This window comes from Streptomyces diastatochromogenes (genome assembly GCF_002242805.1).
Classification (GTDB): Bacteria; Actinomycetota; Actinomycetes; order Streptomycetales; family Streptomycetaceae; genus Streptomyces; species Streptomyces diastatochromogenes.
The window spans coordinates 23,352-40,220 of record NZ_MCGQ01000052.1 but is presented as its reverse complement, the minus strand read 5'-3'; the positions used below and the strand labels follow the sequence as shown (position 1 = coordinate 40,220).

The following is a 16,869-nucleotide window of genomic DNA, read 5'->3' as shown; positions in this document are numbered from 1 at the left end:
GAAGAGGCTTTCAAGTATCACCTGTATGATGACCCCATGGGCCATGGAGCAACTCGCGCGCGGCAGTCCGTGCCGCGCACCCGCCTCGACGCGGACAGCGCCGCCCGCGTGGCGACCACGCTGCAGGCCCTGGCCACCCCGTCCCGGCTGCTGATCCTCGCGAGGCTACGGGAAGGCCCGTGCGCGGCCACCGAACTGGCCACCGAGGTCGGCATGGAACAGTCCGCCTGCTCCCACCAGTTGCGCCTCCTCCGCAACCTCGGCCTGGTCGTCGGCCGCCGCCAGGGCCGCTCGGTCATCTACGACCTCTACGACAACCACGTCGCCGAACTCCTCGACCAGGCCGTCTACCACACCGAACACCTCCGCCTCGGCCTGCCCGACACCCCGGACACGGACCGGCCCGCGGGTTGACCGCCGTGAGGGTCGGCGCCGGCCGCTCCGCATGGGACACCGGCCCGGTCTGACCAGGTGTCCTTCGCCTGCGGCGGCCTCAACCCAGGCTCGGCGGTGTCCAGTCGGCGTGGCGCAGGATGCCGCGGATCGTCGCTCGGGACGGGGCGAGTCGTAGGGCCGTGTTGCGCAGGGCGACGGCCGCGGGATGGGACAGCTGCTGGCCCATCCGGCCTGCCTGCCGGGCCGCGCGGGCGACCGACTGGGCGCGGGGGCGGCGCTCGGTGTCGTAGCGGGCCAGTGCCGTCGCGACCGTGGGCGCGTCGGCCAGTGCCGCGGCCAGTGTGGCGGCGTCCTCCAGGGCCTGGCAGGCGCCCTGACCGAGATGCGGGGTCATGGCGTGGGCCGCGTCGCCGAGGAACGCGATCCGGTCCGCGACGTAGGTCGGCAGGGGTGTCACCAACTCGTGGATGTCGTGGTGCAGTACGGCCTCGGGGTGGGTCGCCGCCAGGAGCGCCGGGATCGGTTCGTGCCAGTCGCGGAAGCGGTCGCGGAGTGTGCCGAGCGGGTCCGCGTGACGCACGCCGGGCGGGGAGTTGAGCACCGCGTGCCACTCGGCGCGCCCGTCGGCGAAGGCGATGTGGCCGAACTCCGCCCCCTGTCCCCAGGTCAGTTCGAAGTCGCTGCTCAGCTCCACCGGGCGCGCGGTGATGGCGCGCAGGACCGTCGACCCGCTGTAGACCGGGCCGGGATGGTCCGGGAACACCTGGCCGCGCAGCCGGCTGCCCACGCCGTCGGCCGCGACGACAAGGTCCGCCTCCAGGACACCCGCTCCGGTCGGCACCGCGATCCGGTCGGGAGCCGAGCGGTCGACCGACGGAACGGAGACGCCCGTGTGCAGGCACTCCGGAGGCAGCGCCGCGCGCAGCAGGCGGTGCAGCGTGGCGCGCGGGATGCCGACGATCGGCGTGCCCAGCTCGCGCGCGAGCGCGGCCCCGTCCATGCGCGCCAGCAGACTGCCCGAGGGAGTGCGGGTGCCCCCGCTGTACTGCGGCCGGGCCGCCGCACGCACCGCCGCGCCGACGCCGAGCGCGTCCAGCGCGCGCAGCCCGTTGGCGTGCAGCGAGATGCCCGCACCCGCGTCGGCCGGCACGGCGGCACGTTCGAGGACCGTCACCTGCCAGCCGATCCGGCGCAGGCCGATCGCTGCGGACAGCCCCCCGATCCCGCCACCGACCACCACTGCGGTACCGCCCATGCCGGTCCCCTCTCCACGCGCAGGTTTTCTACAGGTGTAGAAGGAGCGTAGCCCGGCCCTCTACAGCTGTAGAAGCGGGGGTGTAGAAAGAGGGGGTGCCCACCGATCGACGTACTGTCCTCGCCGACGCGGCCATCGGCGTGCTCGCCGACGCCGGAATGCGCGGACTGACACACCGCGCCGTGGACCGCGCGGCGAACCTGCCGCCCGGCACCACGTCCGCCTACTACCGCACCCGCCAGGCGCTGCTCACCGCACTGGTCCGACGCCTGGTGGCGGTCGACCAGGCGGAGTTCCAGGAGATCGGGGCCAGGACACCGGTGCCCCGGAACGCCGCCGAACTGACCGCGGGCCTCCTGGCCTTCACCGGGCTCCGGCTCGCCGGGGAGGGGCGACGCCGGTCCCTCGCCCGCTACGCGTGCGCCGTCGAGAGCGTGCACCACCCCGAGCTGCGCGAGATCCTGGTGCCGCGCGAGAACCTGGCGCGTCAGGCCGTACAGGACTTCCTGGCCGCACACGGCGTCGAGGATGCCGAAGAGCGTACGGTCACCCTGCTGACCTGCGTGGACGGGCTGGTCTTCGACCGGCTGGTGAACGGCGGGAGCGTGTCCGGGCAGGAGATCCACGGCCTCGTGGCGTCTGCCCTGCGCTGAGCCGTGGGCCGAGCCGTTGAAAAGCGCGGAAGTTGACGTGGCATCGGCCTATGGCGGCACCGTCCGCAGCGCGCGCAGCACCGCCCACACGACCGAGATGAGCGGGACGGCGACGACGGCTCCGATCACCCCCGCGACGATGCTGCCCGCGATGACGGACACGGCGACGACGAGCGGGTGCAAGGCCACCGCCCAGCTCATCACCAGCGGGTGCAGCACATGCCCTTCGAGCTGGCCGATGACGACGATCAGCACCAGCACCGCCGCGGCCGTGAGCGGCCCGCGCCCGGCCAGGGCGACGATCGTGGCCACACCCAGCGCGACCGGCGAGCCCACCAGGGGCACGAACGCGGCGAAGAACTCCAGCAGCGTCAGCGGCAGCGCGAGCGGTACCCGCAGCACGAGCAGGGCGATGCCGACGAGTACGGCGTTGGTGGCCGCCACGATGATGATGCCGCGCGTGTACCCGGCGAACGTCCGCCAGGCGGCGCGCCCCGCCCGGTCCCAGGCCGGACGGGCACCGCCCGGCAGCAGCTGGTCGCGCGCCCAGCGCCACATGCGCTCGCCGGAGTGGATGAAGAAGGCGGAGGCGAACAGCGCGAGCGCGCCGCCCGTGATCACCTCGACAACTCGGCCCAGTCCCGACAGCGCGCTGCTGAGCAGGCTGGCCCGGTGCCCGGAGATGTAGTCGGTCACCTGGCGCTGCAGATCGGAGAGCCGGCCCGGGCTGAGCCGGAACGGTGGACGCTGCAGCCACTCCTCGATGCGGTGGATGCCGCCGCGGAACTCCCCGGCCAGCCGGGCCGACTCGCCCGCCACCGCGTTGCCCACGAGCGCGAGCAGGCCCATCAGGAGCAGCAGGCTGCCGACGAGGGCGATCGCGACGCTGAGGGGCCTGGGGAAGACGCGGTTGAGGAAATCGGCGAGAGGGCGCAGGACCGAGGTGACGACGAGGGCGAGGAACAGGGCGACGGCGATGAGCTGGAAGCGGCCGAGGATGCCGAAGACGCCGTAGACGACGATGCCGACGAGGATGATGCGCCAGGCGTAGGCCGCGGCGACCCGCAGCCACGGCACCGTGCGCCAGGCCGCCGGGGCGTCCGGTTCGGGAGACCGGGCGATCGCCGGGAGCCGCACGGAGTACGCCGGACGACTGCCCAGCACCGCCCGACCCGACCGACGTCCGCCGCCCGTCCGCCGACCCGCACCGCCCACCAGGCCTCCCGCCTCCGCTCCGCGCCCGAACCCTGACTGCCGGTCACATTCAGAGAACGGTAAGCGCAAGCTGCGGAAGGGGACGGCACAACGCGCGGTCGGGGCCGCTTCACAACCCGCGGGCAGGGGAGCCCGCCCCCGCGCGGCGAACGAGTGCGCTCCTGCCTCAGCCTCTCTCGTCACCCGTGGCGCGAGGGCCCGCCCCTCGCGCGGTGAACGTCGCGTGGCGAACCAGCGGGGTCCGCCTCAGCCCCCCTCGATGGCGCGCTCCACCGGCAGCAGCTCCCGGATGTCCGCCGGCAGGGCCCCGGCGATCCGCTCGGTCAGCTCCGGGGCGAGGGCCGCGTCCAGCACCTCCAGTACGGCCGCGGCGTCGCGCAGGGCCGTGTCCTCGTCCGTGCCGGCTCGGTCGGCGATCCGTCCGGCGAACACGGTCAGCCCGAACCGCTCACCCGCCGTGCCCGAGTCGGCACCCACCGCCGCGTCCGCCGCCCGCCGCATGTCGTCCGCCAGATCCGGTGGCAGCTGAGCCGCCACATGGCGGGCGAGCCCGGACGGCAGCCGTTCCGAGAGCGTGCTCACCACGGCGTGCGTCGCCCGCTCGGCCGACCCCCGGTCGGGCAGCTGGGCGAGGGCCTGCACCTTTCCGATGATCTCGTCGTGATGCATGAGGCCGGTTCCTTCCTCACGATGGCAGGGCCCGGCCGCGCTGGGACTCCGGGTAGCGTCGGGTGAAGTTGACGGCCCACACCAGCAGCGCCACCGGCAGGACCCAGTTGAGCCAGTCGCTCGCCGACGGTATCCGGATGGCCAGCCAGCCCAGCACCGCGATGACCGCGAAGACCACGCCCCACACCGCCGTGAGCACCCGGTTGATGCGCTTGAACAGCGGCGAGTCCCACACCTCGGGCGGCGCCGACCGCCGGGCGTACTGCTCCGTGAACGGCTGGAAGAACAGCGATCCGAGGGCCACGACGGCGATGACCCCGTTGGCGATCACCTGTGCGTACGTCTCCAGCCAGAGGAGCTGCGGCCGGCCCAGGGCCAGCGCCAGCACGCAGATCACGGCGAAGAAGACGATGCCCGTCACGTCGAGGATCGAGAGCCTGCCGTGCAGGATGTCCTGGCCGGACAGCACGAGAGCGGTGACCAGCGCGGCCAGGGCCGCGTACTCCCAGGTGCTGGGTCCGGCGATCACCGTGAACACGATCCACGGTGCGAAGGAGAGGAAGACACTGCCGAACCCGACCGGTGCGGCCGTCCGGTCCCTGGTCGCCGATTGCTGTGCCATGGGATCACTTCCAGCGCGGGGAGCGGGCGTGTCCGGGCCTGCCCGCCCCCTCCATCGTGCCGCCGCGTCCCGGCCCCCGCATCCGCGCCCGCGGTGCCGCAGCAGCCGCCCGGAATGCGATCCGGATGGAGGAAGCGACCCGACCGGGGCGGACGAAACGCCGCAGGGGTTCTTCCCGGCTCCCCGGAGAGGGACGAACATGCCATGTCATGGACATTTTGCTCGTGGCCAGCGCGTTCAACAGCCTCTCCCAGCGGCTGTACGCCGAACTCTCGGACCAAGGACACCGCGTGGACGTCGTACTCGCCACGCACGGCGCCGACCCGGTCCGTGCCGCCGTACGCGAACGGCGCCCGGACCTGGTCGTCGCGCCGATGCTGAAGACGGCCCTGCCCGAGGACGTCTGGCGGGAGCACACCTGCCTCATCGTGCATCCGGGGCCGCCCGGCGACCGCGGCCCGTCCGCGCTGGACTGGGCGATCGCCGAGCAGGCGCCGCGCTGGGGCGTGACCGTGCTCCAGGCCGAGGCGGCCATGGACGCAGGGGACATCTGGGCGGCGGAGCCCTTCCCCGTGCCGTCCGTCGGCAAGAGCGACCTGTACCGCAACGAGGCCTCCGACGCCGCCGTGGCCGCCGTCCTGCTGGCCGTACGCCGGTACGCCGACGCCTCGTACAAACCCCGCCCGCAGACCGGCGACCCCGGCACGTCCGACGCGTCCGTGAAGGTCGTGTGGCGCGACTTCTACCGGCAGGAGCGGCGGCGCGTCGACTGGGCGCACGACACCACCGAGACCGTGCTGCGCAAGCTCCGCGGCGCCGACTCGCAGCCGGGCGTCCTGGACGAACTCCTCGGCCGCGAGGTGTTCCTGCACGGCGGGCACCCCGAGGACCGGCTGCGCGGCCGCCCCGGAGAACTGCTCGCGACCCGGGCGGGCGCGGTCTGCCGGGCCACCCGGGACGGCGCCGTGTGGATCCCGGAACTCCGCCCGCGCAAGAACTCCGGCGACCCGGCGCCCTTCCGGCGCCCCGCCGCCTCCGTGCTCGCCTCGTTCTCCGGCACGCTCGATCTCCCGGAGGCCGGGGCCCCGCTCGAACTGCCCCCGCGCCGCCGCACCTGGACCGACATCCGCTACCGGCGGCGCGGCGACGTCGGCTTCCTCGGCTTCTCCTTCCCGGGCGGGGCGATGAGCACCGACCAGTGCCGCAGACTGCTCGCCGCCTACCGGTACGCGCTCGACCGCCCCACCTCCGTCCTGGTGCTCGGCGGCGCACGCGACTTCTTCTCCAACGGCATCCACCTGAACGTCATCGAGGCGTCCGCCGACCCGGCCGAGGAGTCCTGGACCAACATCACCGCCATGGACGACCTCGTCGAGGCCGTGCTGCGCACCACCGACCGGCTGGTGGTGGCCGCGCTCGCCGGCAACGCGGCCGCGGGCGGCGCCATGCTCGCCCTCGCCGCCGACCAGGTCTGGTGCCGTACGGGCGCCGTCCTCAACCCGCACTACCGGCGCATGGGCCTGTACGGATCCGAGTTCTGGACGTACACGCTGCCGCGCCGCGTCGGAGCCGACACCGCCCACCGGCTGACCGACGAGGCGCTGCCGCTGAGCGCCGCCTCGGCCGAGCGGCTGGGACTGGTGGACCGGCTCGTGCCCACCGGGCCGGGGGAGTTCGCCGCCGAGGTCGGGCGACTGGCCGCCGGCCTCGCCGCAGCCCCGGACCTCGGGCGCCGGATCGCCGCCAAGGCCGCGGCACGCCACGCCGACGAGCGGGTACGGCCGCTCGCGGACCACCGGCGTGACGAACTCGCCCGTATGTACGCCATCTTCTTCGACCCCGAGGCCCCGTACCACGCCCTGCGGTCGGCCTTCGTCCGCAAGCAGCCCACCGGCTCCGCCCGCCCCCTGGCACCGGCCGCCGGAGCCCTCCGGTGAACCCCTCGGAGCCCCGGCTGCTCGTCGCGGGCGTCGGCAACATCTTCCTCGGGGACGACGCGTTCGGCCCCGAGGTGATCCGCGCTCTCGACCGGCGCCCGCTGCCCCCCGAGGCGCGGGTGCGGGACTTCGGCATCCGCGGCATGGACCTCGCCTACGCGCTGCTGGACGGCTACGCCACCGCGGTCCTGGTCGACGCGGCCCCGCGCGGACACCGCCCCGGCACGCTCACCCTGATCGAGGCGGAACCGCCCGACGGCACGGCCGTGCCCGAGGCGCACGGCATGGACCCGGAGAAGGTGCTGGCCCTGGCCACCCACCTGGGCGACGAGCCGCTGCCCCGGGTCCTGGTCCTGGCCTGCGAGCCCGGCGTCCTGCCGCGCGGCGACGAGGACATCCTGCCGGGGATCAGCGCGCCGCTGCGGGAGGCGGTCGACCGGGCCGTGGACGCGCTGCACACACTGGTCCCCGTCCTGCTGGCCGATCCCGCCGCACCCGCGCCGCCGTTGGGCCGCCCGATGGAATCCGGGCCCCCGCACGCGGCTGCGCTGCCCGGCCTCGCGGCCGACGGAGCCGAAGATCGGTGAGACCCCGGGCCGTACGGGACACGGCCGGGGCTCCGCCGCACGACCCCGAGGAGCTGCGCCCATGTGCCGGTCCGACGTCAAGCAGGCCGTCCTGGCGAAGAACGACGACCTGGCCGCGAGCCTGCGCGACGAGCTGACGCGGCAGGGCGTGACGGTGGTCAACCTGCTGTCCAGCCCGGGCAGCGGCAAGACCGAGCTGCTCGGCCGGATCCTGGCCCGAGCGGTGGAGCGCGGCGTGCCGGTCGCCGCGCTCACCGCCGACCTCGCGACCGAGAACGACGCCGTCCGGCTGGCGCGTTCGGGCGCGCCGGTCCAGCAACTGCTCACCGACGGACTGTGCCATCTGGAGGCCCGGCAGGTACGCGCGCGCCTGGAGGGCTGGCTCCCGGCCGACACCGCGCTGCTCTTCGTCGAAAACGTCGGCAACCTCGTCTGCCCGGCGTCGTACGACCTCGGCGAGACCCTGCGGATCGTGCTGATGGCGGTGACCGAGGGCGAGGACAAACCGCTGAAGTACCCGACCGCGTTCGGCTCCGCCCATCTGGTCGTCGTCACCAAGACCGACCTGGCCGAGCCGGCCGGCTTCGACGAGATGGTCTTCCGGGCGAACGTCCAGCGGGTCAACCCAGGGGTGGAGATCGTACGGTCGTGCGCGCGCACCGGCGACGGCGTCGACACCCTTCTGGCCCACGCCCTCGCCGCCCGGCACGGCGCCCCGCCGCACCGTCCTCCGCTCGCCCCGCATCCCCACGGTCACCACCACTCCGCCTCCGCCCCCGTCTCGTGACCGCACCCGCCACCGGCCCGGTCCGCCGCCGGATCACCGTGCGCGGCACGGTGCAGGGGGTCGGCTTCCGGCCCTACGTGCACCGGCTGGCCGCCGACCTGGCGCTGGCCGGGTTCGTCAGCAACACCGCGAACGGCGTGCTCATCGAGGTCGAGGGCCCGGCGGGCGAAGTGGGCCGGTTCTTCGACCAGCTGGCCGAATACCCGCCCCCGCTGGCGGCCGTGACGGGCCTCGGCTGCGAGGACCTCCCCGCCACCGGGACCACAGGCCCCTTCACCATCCGCCCCACCGAGCGGTCCACGGGCCGCACCCAGCTCCCGCCCGACACCGCGACCTGCGCCGACTGCCTGCGCGAGCTGGCCGATCCGGCCGATCGCCGCCTCCGCCACCCCTTCATCACCTGCACTCACTGCGGCCCCCGCTTCACCATTGCCACGGGGATGCCGTACGACCGCGCGGCCACCACCATGGCCGGCTTCCCGATGTGCCCCTCCTGCGCCCGGGAGTACGGCGCCCCGGCCGACCGGCGCTTCCACGCCCAGCCCGTCGCCTGCCCCGACTGCGGCCCGAGGCTCCGCCTGGTCCCGGCCGACGGAACCGACGTCCGCCCGGCCCGGGACGCGGACGCCCTGACGGCGGCACGCGCGCTGCTGGCCGCGGGCCGGATCGTCGCCGTGAAGGGCGTCGGCGGCTACCACCTGGCCTGCGACGCCACCGACGCACGCGCCGTCGCCACCCTGCGCACCCGCAAGGAACGCGGCGGCAAGGCCTTCGCCGTGATGTGCGCCGACCTCGACACGGCGGAGCGCATCGCGGCCCTCTCCGACGCCGAACGAGCCGCACTCACCAGCGCCCGGCGCCCCATCGTCCTGCTGCGCAGACGCACCCCCGCGGACCGGCTCCGCCTCGCCGACCAGGTCTGCCCGGGCAGCCCGCACGTGGGCGTGATGCTGCCGTACACCCCCGTGCACACGCTGCTGTTCGGGCTGCCCGGCGATACCCCCGGCCCCCAGGTCCTGGTCATGACCAGCGGCAACCGCTCCGGCGAGCCCATCGTCACCGACGACGCCGAGGCGCTGACCCGGCTGGCCGGACTCGCCGACGCCTGGCTCGCCCACGACCGGCCCATCGCCTCCCCGTGCGACGACTCCCTGCTGCGGGTGCGCCCCGACGGCACCGAACAGGTGCTGCGCCGGTCGCGTGGCTACGTGCCCCGCCCCCTGCGTCTGCCGGTTCCGGTCCGCCCGGCCCTCGCGGTCGGCGGCGACCTGAAGAACGCCCTCTGCGTGGGCGAGGGCGACCTCGCCTGGTTCGGGCCGCACATCGGCGACATGGGCGACCTGGCCACCCTCGAAGCGGCCGAGCGGGCCGAACGGCACCTCAGCCGCCTCACGGGAGTCACCCCGCAACTGATCGCCGCCGACCGGCACCCCGGCTATCACTCGACGGGCTGGGCACGGACACGGTCATCCCAACTCGACTTGCAGAAGCCGACGTTGGTCCAACATCACCACGCACACATCGCCTCGGCGATGGCCGAACACGGTCTCGACGGCGCCACCCCCGTCATCGGCGTAGCCTTCGACGGCACCGGGTACGGCGACGACGGCACCGTGTGGGGCGGCGAGGTGCTGCTCGCCGACTACACCGGCTACCGGCGCTTCGCCCACCTCACCCCGGCCCCGCTCCCCGGCGGGGACGCGGGCGTCGCCAACCCCTGCCGGCTGGCGCTGGCCCGGCTGTGGGCGGCGGGGCTGCCGTGGGAGCGGGATCTGCCGAGCGTCGTCGCGTGTTCGGAGTCCGAACTGGCCGTGCTGGGACGTCAGTTGGAACGCCAGGTGGCATGTGTCCCGACGTCCAGCATGGGCCGTCTCTTCGACGCCGTGTCGTCTCTGATCGGCGTGTGCCACCGCGCGGGATACGAGGCACAGGCTGCGTCGGAGCTGGAGGCGGTCGCGACGGAGGCCTGGCACGCGGACGCCGGGGCGTACCGCTTCGGATTCCGGACCCTCCCATCGGGTCAAGCCCCGGCTCGTCAGCCCCTCGGCCGACTGAGCCGGGCGGGCAGGTGGGAGATCGCACCCCCGCTGCACACCCTCCTCACCGACCTGCGCCGCGGCACCCCCACCCCCGTGCTCGCGGCCCGCTTCCACCGGGGCGTGGCCCGGGCCGTCACGGAGATCTGCCGACGAGCCCGCGGAACGACCGGCCTGACCACCGTCGCCCTCACCGGAGGCGTCTTCGCCAACGCCCTGCTGGAGGAGGAGTGCGCCGCCCTGCTGGCCGCGGACCGGTTCACGGTCCTCCGGCACGGCGAAGTGCCCCCGAACGACGGTGGGTTGGCGCTCGGGCAGCTCATGGTCGCGGCAACACCAACCAACGACGAGACGGAGTGACCCATGTGTCTGGCAGTGCCCGGCAAGGTCGTGGCCATCGACGACGGCGCCGACCCGCTCACCGGGCTGATCGACTTCGGCGGAGTACGGAAACAGGCGTGTCTGGAGTACCTGCCCGATGTGCGGGTCGGGGAGTACGTCATCGTCCACGTCGGGTTCGCCCTGCAGCGCCTGGACGAGGAGTCGGCCCGGGCGTCCCTGGAACTGTTCGAACAACTCGGACTGCTGGAGGAGGAGTTCGGCGACGCCTGGGAGCAGGCGGCCCGGCAGGAGAACGGGAGCGAGGTCCGGTGAAGTACATCGACGAGTTCAACGACCCCGACCTGGCCCGCCGGTTGCTGGACGAGATCAGCGCCACCGTCACCCGCCCCTGGGCGCTGATGGAGGTCTGCGGCGGCCAGACCCACTCCATCATCCGTCACGGCATCGACCAACTCCTCCCCGAGAAGGTGGAGTTGATCCACGGCCCGGGCTGCCCGGTCTGTGTGACGCCGCTGGAATGTATCGACAAGGCGCTGGACATCGCGGCCCGCCCGGACGTGATCTTCTGCTCCTTCGGCGACATGCTGCGGGTCCCCGGCACCGACCGGGACCTGTTCCGGGTCAAGGGCGAGGGCGGTGACGTACGCGTCGTGTACTCCCCGCTCGACGCGCTGAAACTCGCCCGACAGCACCCGGACCGGCAGGTGGTGTTCTTCGCCATCGGCTTCGAGACCACCGCACCCGCCAACGCGATGGCCGTGCACCAGGCCAGGCGCCTGGGCCTGACCAACTTCAGCCTCCTGGTCTCCCATGTGCGGGTCCCTCCGGCCGTCGAGGCCATCATGACCGCCCCGACCTGCCGGGTGCAGGGCTTCCTGGCCGCCGGGCATGTGTGCAGCGTGATGGGCATGAGCGAGTACCCGGAGCTGGCGGAGCGACATCGCGTGCCGATCGTCGTCACCGGATTCGAACCCCTCGACATCCTGGAGGGCATCCGCCGCGCGGTCCGCCAGCTCGAGCGCGGCGAGCACTGGGTGGAGAACGCCTACGCCCGTGCCGTGCGCGAGGACGGCAACCCGGCCGCGATCCGCATGATCGAGGACGTCTTCGAGGTCACCGACCGCAACTGGCGCGGCATCGGCCGCATCCCCGCCAGCGGCTGGCGGCTGAGAGAGGCCTACCGGGCGTACGACGCCGAGCACCGCTTCGACGTCTCCGGCATCCGCACCGAGGAACCGGCCGAGTGCCGCGCCGGCGAGGTGCTGCAAGGGCTGATCAAGCCCACGGACTGCGCGGCCTTCGGCACCCTCTGCACCCCGCGCACCCCGCTCGGCGCCACCATGGTCTCCAGCGAGGGTGCCTGCGCCGCCTACTACCTGTACCGCCGGATGTCCGAACCGGCGCTCCCCCGCGAGGAGATGAACCCCGTTGGCTGACCTCGCCGTCGAAGCTACCGCCACGGCCGCCGACCCCGCGAACTGGACCTGCCCCGCACCCCTGCGCGACCAGCCGGTCGTCGTCATGGGCCACGGCGGAGGCGGCGCGCTGTCCGCCGAGCTGATCGAACAGGTCTTCGCCCCCGCCTACGGCAACGCCCTGCTCGCCGGGATGACGGACTCGGCCGTCCTCCACCTCGGCGGGGCCCGGCTGGCGTTCTCCACCGACTCCTACGTCGTACGGCCGCTCTTCTTCCCCGGCGGCTGCCTCGGCGACCTGGCCGTCAACGGCACGGTCAACGACCTGGCGATGAGCGGCGCCCGGCCCGCCTACCTCTCCGCCGCCTTCGTGCTGGAGGAGGGCGTGGAGCTGACCGTCGTCGAACGCATCGCGCGGGCCATGGGCGCGGCGGCCGAGACGGCCGGCGTCACCATCGCCACCGGCGACACCAAGGTGGTCGAGTCCGGGCACGGCGACGGCGTCTACGTCACCACCGCGGGAGTCGGGCTCGTCCCCGACGGGGTCGACATCCGGCCGCAGCGCGCCCGGCCGGGCGACGCCGTCATCGTCAGCGGCCCGATCGGACTGCACGGTGTGGCGATCATGAGCGTGCGGGAGGGGCTGGAGTTCGGGATCGAGATCGCCTCCGACACCGCGCCGCTGGCCGGCCTGGTGGTGGACATGCTGGCGGTCACCCGGGACATCCACGTCCTGCGCGACCCCACCCGGGGCGGGCTCGGCGCCTCGCTCAACGAGATCGCCCGCGCCTCCGGCACCGGCGTACGGCTGCGGGAGCGGGCCGTCCCGGTCCCGGACGAGGTCGCGAACGCCTGCGGCTTCCTCGGCCTGGACCCGCTCTACGTCGCCAACGAGGGACGGCTCGTCGCCTTCGTGCCCCGGGAGGAGGCCGAAGCCGTGCTGGCGGCGATGCGCGCCCACCCGCAGGGCGCCGGAGCGACCCTCATCGGCGAGTGTGTCGAGGAGCATCCGGGCATGGTCGTCGTGGCCACCGGGCTCGGCGGCACCCGGGTGGTTGACCTGCCCCTGGGGGAGCAGCTGCCCCGTATCTGCTGAGGCCCGGACAGCAGCGGACCCCGCCGGAGCCCGAGGCACCGGCGGGGTCGACTGCCGTCAGGGCCGGGCCGCAGCCGGCTCGACGTCCGTGATCTCCAGTTCCCGGCCGCTGCGCAGGTCCTGCGAGGGCTGGTCGCAGCGCGGGCACCAGAAGAACGGCGGCATGCCCACCGCGAACTCCTCGGCGCACCCGCCGCACCAGGCCCGTGCCGTCACCTGCTCGACCACGAGCCGGGCCGCGGCGAGGGCCGTGCCGTCCCGGGCCACCTCGAAGGCGAAGTGCAGCGCGTCCGGCACCACACCGGCCAGCTCGCCGACCCGGACGGTCACCGACGAGACGTCGTCGGCGCCGTCCGCCCGGGCGATCTCCTCGGCCTGCTCCACGATCGCCGTCGCGATCGACAGTTCGTGCACGGCCGGCTCAGGGGTAGCGGCGGTTCGCGCGCAGGCCACCGGTCATCCGGTAGATCCGCAGCTCACGCACCATACTGGGCAGTTGCTTCATGAACAGGGCCAGTGCCAGACCGCCCACCAGAGCGGCCTGCGCGAGCAGCACCTGACGTCCGGACATCGCCGACCTCGCTGTGTTCGCCGTTCGGCAGCGCTTGTTCACGCTCACTCCCTGCTCTCTCATCCCGGTGAGATGTTCGGCATGGCGTCCAGCAGGGCGTCATGCCGCTTCGAGTGGATCCCGGTGGAGCGGCGCGCGTCGGCGGTGCCGTCCTCGTGGTGTCCGCTCTGGTGCTGGTAGGGGCCATGGTTGCCCTGGTGCATCCCCGGCACATGGCGGGGTGTGTCGGGCTTCGCCTGGGGGCGGCCCACTCTGATGGTGCCCATGTCTGTTCTCCTTCCAGGTCCTCACGACCGCTCGGTGAGCTCCGCGAAGAACCGCTCCACGGCCGGCCAGACCCCGTCGCCGCCGGACAGGCCCCGCCACTCGCGGCGGACGAGGGCCACCATCCGGAAGCAGTCGTCGACCGGCACGATCCAGTGCTCGTCGAGGCCCCGCACGGTGTTCACCAGCAGCGCCTCCACCTCGGGTGCCATGGAGGCGAGCTGCGGAAACGTGGCGGTCAGCCGCTGCCAGGCCGCCGCGTCCACCTCCCACCGCATGGCCCCGGCCGGGCTCGGCCCCTGTGCGGTGACCGTGCCGTCGGAGCGCGGCACGAAGAACACCAGGCCCACCGGTACGCCCAGCACCGCCGTGTCGACCGGCGGCAGCCGCAGCCGGCGCCGGGGTACCAGCCGGTAGCGTCCCTCGCCCGCCCCGTCCTCGGCGAACAGCACCGAACAGGGGTGGCACACGCACCGCACCTCGGCGGCCTCGATGTCGTACAGGTGGGGGTGTACGTCGGCCACCGGGGCGGCGCACAGTTCGCACGCCTCGGCCTCGGCGGTCGCCGTGCGGCCGGCCGCCGAGCGGATGAGGCGGGCCAGTGCCCCGTCCGTGGTCACCGGGGCTCCTGCGGTCGCGGCGCGGTCCGGCGCGTCAGTGTCGTCAGGGGTACGAAGGCCGGGGCCGCCCGCCGCTCGGCGGTGACCGGCTCCACCGCGTCCAGCTCGGGGGCGGCGGCCAGCACCGCCGCGCGGACGGCCGCGGTGACGTCGGACGACCCGCCGCCACACCCGGAACCGCACCCGCCGCCGGTGCTCACCCGGACCCGGGCCACCTGCCCCTCGACACCGGCCCACTCCAGGTCACCGCCGCGTTCGCGGACTGCGGGCCGCAGCCGCTCGACCGCGCGGGCGGCCCGTCGCTCGACGGTCTCGGGGTGCAGGGAGTGCAGCACCAGCAGGTGTCCGAGCAGCTCGTCGTCGGCCAGGCGCTCGCGCAGCTGTTCGTCCGCGTGGTCCAGGACCCGGGCGAGCGCCTCGCCGTACACCTCGGTCAGCAGCGTCACCGACTCCAGCGCCTCCCGGGCGGCCGGGCCGGGCGCGGACTCCAGCCCCGCCAGCAGCTCGTCGAGCCGGGCGAGCCGCGCCTCCACCGCCGGATCCGGGAGCCGTACGGCGGTGTCAGGCATGCCCGGCCCCGTACGTGGGCGAGTGCACCGTCGTCAGCGTCTTGCCCTTGCCCATGTACATGTGCACCCCGCAGGGCAGACACGGGTCGAAGCTGCGGACGGTGCGCATGATGTCCACGCCCTTGAAGTCGTCGGGCCCGTTCTCCTCGAAGATCGGCTGGCCCTGGACGGCGTCCTCGTACGGCCCGGGGGTGCCGTACATGTCGCGGGGGCTGGCGTTCCACGGGGTCGGCGGGTACGGGTGGTAGTTGGCGATCTTCTTGTCGCGGATCACCAGGTGGTGCGAGAGGACACCGCGCACCGCCTCGTGGAAACCACAGCCGATCGCCTCGTCGGGCACCTCGAAGTTCTCGTACACCTTCGAGTCGCCGTCGCGGAGCATCCCCATCGCCTCCTCCAGGAACTGCAGGGCCATGGCGGCGGCGTAGGCGACGAAGTACGGCCGGGCACGGTCCCTCTCGATGGTGTTGCTCCACTTCGGGATGTGCCACTCGAGCGTGGTCTCCGGCAGCGACTCGCCCTTGGGCAGGGAGATGCGCACGCTGCTGCCGGTGGCCTTGACGTACGGCGTGTCGACCAGGCCGCTCAGCGCCGTCGTCCACAGCCGGGCGAGCGGCCCGCCGCCGGTGTCCAGGGCGAGGTGCTCGCCGGTCCCCGAGTGGTGCCAGCGCGGGCTCATCACCCAGCTGTACTTGCCGTCGAAGTCCCGCTTCTGCGGCACCGGCACGGTGGTCTGGTTCCACGGGTGACGCATGTCGACGGGGTTGCCGAGCGGGTCGTGGGTGACGAACGGCTGCTCGTTGACCCAGTCCTCGTAGTAGGAGCTGCCGAGCATGATCCGCAGGCCGAGGTTGATGTCCACCAGGTTGTTGGTGACCAGTTGGCCGTCGACCACGATGCCGGGGGTGACGTACATCGCCTTGCCCCACCGGTTCATGTTCGCGTAGCGGTAGTCGACGACGTCCGGGTTCTGCCAGGCGCCCCAGCAGCCCAGCAGGATGCGGCGCTTGCCGACCTCCTCGTAGCCGGGCAGCGCCTCGTAGAAGAAGTCGAAGACGTCGTCGTTCATCGCCACGGACTTCTTGACGAAGTCGATGACCCGCATGAGCCGGCTGAGGTAGTCGGTGAAGGTGTTCGGCTGCGGCATCGTGCCGACCCCGCCCGGGTACATCGTCGACGGGTGGACGTGCCGCCCCTCCATCAGGCAGAACATCTCCCGGGTGACCCGGCTGACCTTCAGCGCCTCCTTGTAGACCTCGCCCTCGAAGGGGTTGAAGGCCTTCATGATGTCGGCGATGGTCCGGAAGCCGTGGACGTTCCCGCGGGGCGCGTCCGTGCGCTCGGCACGGGCCAGCACAGCGGGGTTGGTGGCCTTGACCATCGCCTCGCAGAAGTCCACGAACACCAGGTTGTCCTGGAAGAGCGTGTGGTCGAACATGTACTCGGCCGCTTCGCCGAGGTTGGTGATGTGCTCGGCCAGCTTGGGCGGCTTGACGCCGTAGGCCATCTGCTGGGCGTAGTTGGAGCACGTGGTGTGGTTGTCGCCGCAGATGCCGCAGATGCGCGAGGTGATGAAGCCCGCGTCGCGCGGGTCCTTGCCCTTCATGAACACCGAGTAGCCGCGGAACAGCGACGAGGTGCTGTGGCACTCCACGACTTCCCGGTTGGCGAAGTCGATCTTCGTGTAGATGCCCAGGTTGCCGATGATCCGGGTGATCGGATCCCAGGACATGTCCACGATCTGCGCAGGTTTGCGTTTGGTGGACCGGGACTCGGTGGTCGTCATCTGCGGTACAGCCCCTTGCTGTTCGGGTTCGGCGGGTCGATGGCGGGAT

General features: G+C 73.0%; 19 protein-coding genes. 9 read left to right on the top strand and 10 right to left on the bottom strand.

The annotated features are described in order from the left end of the window. Window positions 1-36: 36 nt before the first annotated feature. Window positions 37-414, top strand: a complete 378-nt coding sequence (locus tag BEK98_RS41870) for an ArsR/SmtB family transcription factor (protein ID WP_094222057.1) — start codon at window positions 37-39, stop codon at window positions 412-414. Between the two features lie 79 nt (window positions 415-493). Here BEK98_RS41870 and BEK98_RS41865 read toward each other — a convergent pair whose 3' ends face one another. Continuing rightward, on the bottom strand, window positions 494-1,651 hold the full coding sequence (locus BEK98_RS41865) for an FAD-dependent monooxygenase (RefSeq protein ID WP_094222056.1): 1,158 nt from the start codon (window positions 1,649-1,651) through the stop codon (window positions 494-496). A gap of 95 nt (window positions 1,652-1,746) precedes the next feature. Between BEK98_RS41865 and BEK98_RS41860 the strand changes: the two genes are divergently transcribed. Further along, window positions 1,747-2,304 (top strand): TetR/AcrR family transcriptional regulator, encoded by a 558-nt coding sequence (locus BEK98_RS41860; protein WP_094222055.1) that lies wholly within the window; start codon window positions 1,747-1,749, stop codon window positions 2,302-2,304. Window positions 2,305-2,352: 48 nt separating this feature from the next. Here the strand turns inward: BEK98_RS41860 and BEK98_RS41855 are convergent, their stop codons facing one another. From BEK98_RS41855 to BEK98_RS41845, 3 genes are all read right to left on the bottom strand, one after another. Next, window positions 2,353-3,468: an AI-2E family transporter gene (locus tag BEK98_RS41855; protein WP_244202209.1), complete on the bottom strand. Its 1,116-nt coding sequence runs from the start codon at window positions 3,466-3,468 to the stop codon at window positions 2,353-2,355. 297 nt (window positions 3,469-3,765) lie between these two features. After that, window positions 3,766-4,188, bottom strand: a complete 423-nt coding sequence (locus BEK98_RS41850) for a DUF2267 domain-containing protein (RefSeq protein ID WP_094222054.1) — start codon at window positions 4,186-4,188, stop codon at window positions 3,766-3,768. A gap of 16 nt (window positions 4,189-4,204) precedes the next feature. Then, window positions 4,205-4,810 carry a DUF3159 domain-containing protein gene (locus tag BEK98_RS41845; protein ID WP_094222053.1) on the bottom strand — a complete coding sequence of 202 codons (606 nt, stop codon included), beginning with the start codon at window positions 4,808-4,810 and terminating at the stop codon, window positions 4,205-4,207. Between the two features lie 209 nt (window positions 4,811-5,019). Here BEK98_RS41845 and BEK98_RS41840 point away from each other — a divergent pair, with 209 nt between their 5' ends. The 7 genes from BEK98_RS41840 (at window position 5,020) to hypE (ending at window position 13,010) form a co-directional block, all read left to right on the top strand. Next, the gene (locus tag BEK98_RS41840; protein ID WP_094222052.1) at window positions 5,020-6,747 is read left to right on the top strand and encodes a hydrogenase maturation protein; all 1,728 of its coding nucleotides are present in this window, start codon (window positions 5,020-5,022) and stop codon (window positions 6,745-6,747) included. Next, entirely contained in the window at window positions 6,744-7,334 is a 591-nt protein-coding gene (locus BEK98_RS41835) for a hydrogenase maturation protease (protein WP_094222051.1), read from the top strand. The genes BEK98_RS41840 and BEK98_RS41835 overlap by 4 nt, the downstream gene beginning before the upstream one ends. A 61-nt stretch (window positions 7,335-7,395) precedes the next feature. Further along, window positions 7,396-8,121 carry a hydrogenase nickel incorporation protein HypB gene (gene hypB / locus BEK98_RS41830; protein ID WP_094222050.1) on the top strand — a complete coding sequence of 242 codons (726 nt, stop codon included), beginning with the start codon at window positions 7,396-7,398 and terminating at the stop codon, window positions 8,119-8,121. Continuing rightward, the gene (gene hypF / locus BEK98_RS41825; protein ID WP_094222049.1) at window positions 8,118-10,517 is read left to right on the top strand and encodes a carbamoyltransferase HypF; all 2,400 of its coding nucleotides are present in this window, start codon (window positions 8,118-8,120) and stop codon (window positions 10,515-10,517) included. The genes hypB and hypF overlap by 4 nt, the downstream gene beginning before the upstream one ends. A gap of 3 nt (window positions 10,518-10,520) precedes the next feature. After that, window positions 10,521-10,811 carry a HypC/HybG/HupF family hydrogenase formation chaperone gene (locus tag BEK98_RS41820; protein WP_094222048.1) on the top strand — a complete coding sequence of 97 codons (291 nt, stop codon included), beginning with the start codon at window positions 10,521-10,523 and terminating at the stop codon, window positions 10,809-10,811. Beyond that, window positions 10,808-11,935, top strand: coding sequence for a hydrogenase formation protein HypD (gene hypD / locus BEK98_RS41815; RefSeq protein ID WP_094222047.1), 1,128 nt, complete (start codon window positions 10,808-10,810; stop codon window positions 11,933-11,935). Before BEK98_RS41820 ends, hypD begins: the two co-directional genes overlap by 4 nt. Beyond that, window positions 11,928-13,010, top strand: coding sequence for a hydrogenase expression/formation protein HypE (hypE, locus tag BEK98_RS41810; protein WP_094222046.1), 1,083 nt, complete (start codon window positions 11,928-11,930; stop codon window positions 13,008-13,010). Before hypD ends, hypE begins: the two co-directional genes overlap by 8 nt. 57 nt (window positions 13,011-13,067) lie before the next feature. Here hypE and hypA read toward each other — a convergent pair whose 3' ends face one another. The 6 genes from hypA to BEK98_RS41785 are packed head-to-tail and all read right to left on the bottom strand — an operon-like array spanning window position 13,068 to window position 16,820. After that, entirely contained in the window at window positions 13,068-13,424 is a 357-nt protein-coding gene (gene hypA, locus BEK98_RS41805) for a hydrogenase maturation nickel metallochaperone HypA (protein ID WP_094222045.1), read from the bottom strand. Window positions 13,425-13,431: 7 nt separating this feature from the next. Continuing rightward, window positions 13,432-13,581: a hypothetical protein gene (locus BEK98_RS49290; RefSeq protein WP_167444390.1), complete on the bottom strand. Its 150-nt coding sequence runs from the start codon at window positions 13,579-13,581 to the stop codon at window positions 13,432-13,434. Between the two features lie 59 nt (window positions 13,582-13,640). Further along, window positions 13,641-13,847, bottom strand: coding sequence for a hypothetical protein (locus tag BEK98_RS41800; RefSeq protein WP_094222044.1), 207 nt, complete (start codon window positions 13,845-13,847; stop codon window positions 13,641-13,643). A 21-nt stretch (window positions 13,848-13,868) separates the two neighbouring features. Continuing rightward, window positions 13,869-14,465, bottom strand: coding sequence for a DUF5947 family protein (locus BEK98_RS41795; protein WP_094222043.1), 597 nt, complete (start codon window positions 14,463-14,465; stop codon window positions 13,869-13,871). After that, window positions 14,462-15,034: a NifU family protein gene (locus tag BEK98_RS41790; protein ID WP_094222042.1), complete on the bottom strand. Its 573-nt coding sequence runs from the start codon at window positions 15,032-15,034 to the stop codon at window positions 14,462-14,464. The genes BEK98_RS41795 and BEK98_RS41790 overlap by 4 nt, the downstream gene beginning before the upstream one ends. Beyond that, on the bottom strand, window positions 15,027-16,820 hold the full coding sequence (locus BEK98_RS41785) for a nickel-dependent hydrogenase large subunit (RefSeq protein WP_094222041.1): 1,794 nt from the start codon (window positions 16,818-16,820) through the stop codon (window positions 15,027-15,029). Before BEK98_RS41785 ends, BEK98_RS41790 begins: the two co-directional genes overlap by 8 nt. Window positions 16,821-16,869: the final 49 nt, after the last annotated feature.

Excerpts from the sequence above, each read along its gene's own strand:
- BEK98_RS41870 (WP_094222057.1), top strand. The coding sequence starts at position 37 with ATGGGCCATGGAGCAACTCGCGCGCGGCAGTCCGTGCCGCGCACCCGC.
- BEK98_RS41865 (WP_094222056.1), bottom strand. The coding sequence starts at position 1,651 with ATGGGCGGTACCGCAGTGGTGGTCGGTGGCGGGATCGGGGGGCTGTCC.
- BEK98_RS41850 (WP_094222054.1), bottom strand. The coding sequence starts at position 4,188 with ATGCATCACGACGAGATCATCGGAAAGGTGCAGGCCCTCGCCCAGCTG.
- BEK98_RS41845 (WP_094222053.1), bottom strand. The coding sequence starts at position 4,810 with ATGGCACAGCAATCGGCGACCAGGGACCGGACGGCCGCACCGGTCGGG.
- BEK98_RS41840 (WP_094222052.1), top strand. The coding sequence starts at position 5,020 with ATGGACATTTTGCTCGTGGCCAGCGCGTTCAACAGCCTCTCCCAGCGG.
- hypB (WP_094222050.1), top strand. The coding sequence starts at position 7,396 with ATGTGCCGGTCCGACGTCAAGCAGGCCGTCCTGGCGAAGAACGACGAC.
- BEK98_RS41820 (WP_094222048.1), top strand. The coding sequence starts at position 10,521 with ATGTGTCTGGCAGTGCCCGGCAAGGTCGTGGCCATCGACGACGGCGCC.
- BEK98_RS49290 (WP_167444390.1), bottom strand. The coding sequence starts at position 13,581 with ATGTCCGGACGTCAGGTGCTGCTCGCGCAGGCCGCTCTGGTGGGCGGT.
- BEK98_RS41800 (WP_094222044.1), bottom strand. The coding sequence starts at position 13,847 with ATGGGCACCATCAGAGTGGGCCGCCCCCAGGCGAAGCCCGACACACCC.
- BEK98_RS41790 (WP_094222042.1), bottom strand. The coding sequence starts at position 15,034 with ATGCCTGACACCGCCGTACGGCTCCCGGATCCGGCGGTGGAGGCGCGG.
- BEK98_RS41785 (WP_094222041.1), bottom strand. The coding sequence starts at position 16,820 with ATGACGACCACCGAGTCCCGGTCCACCAAACGCAAACCTGCGCAGATC.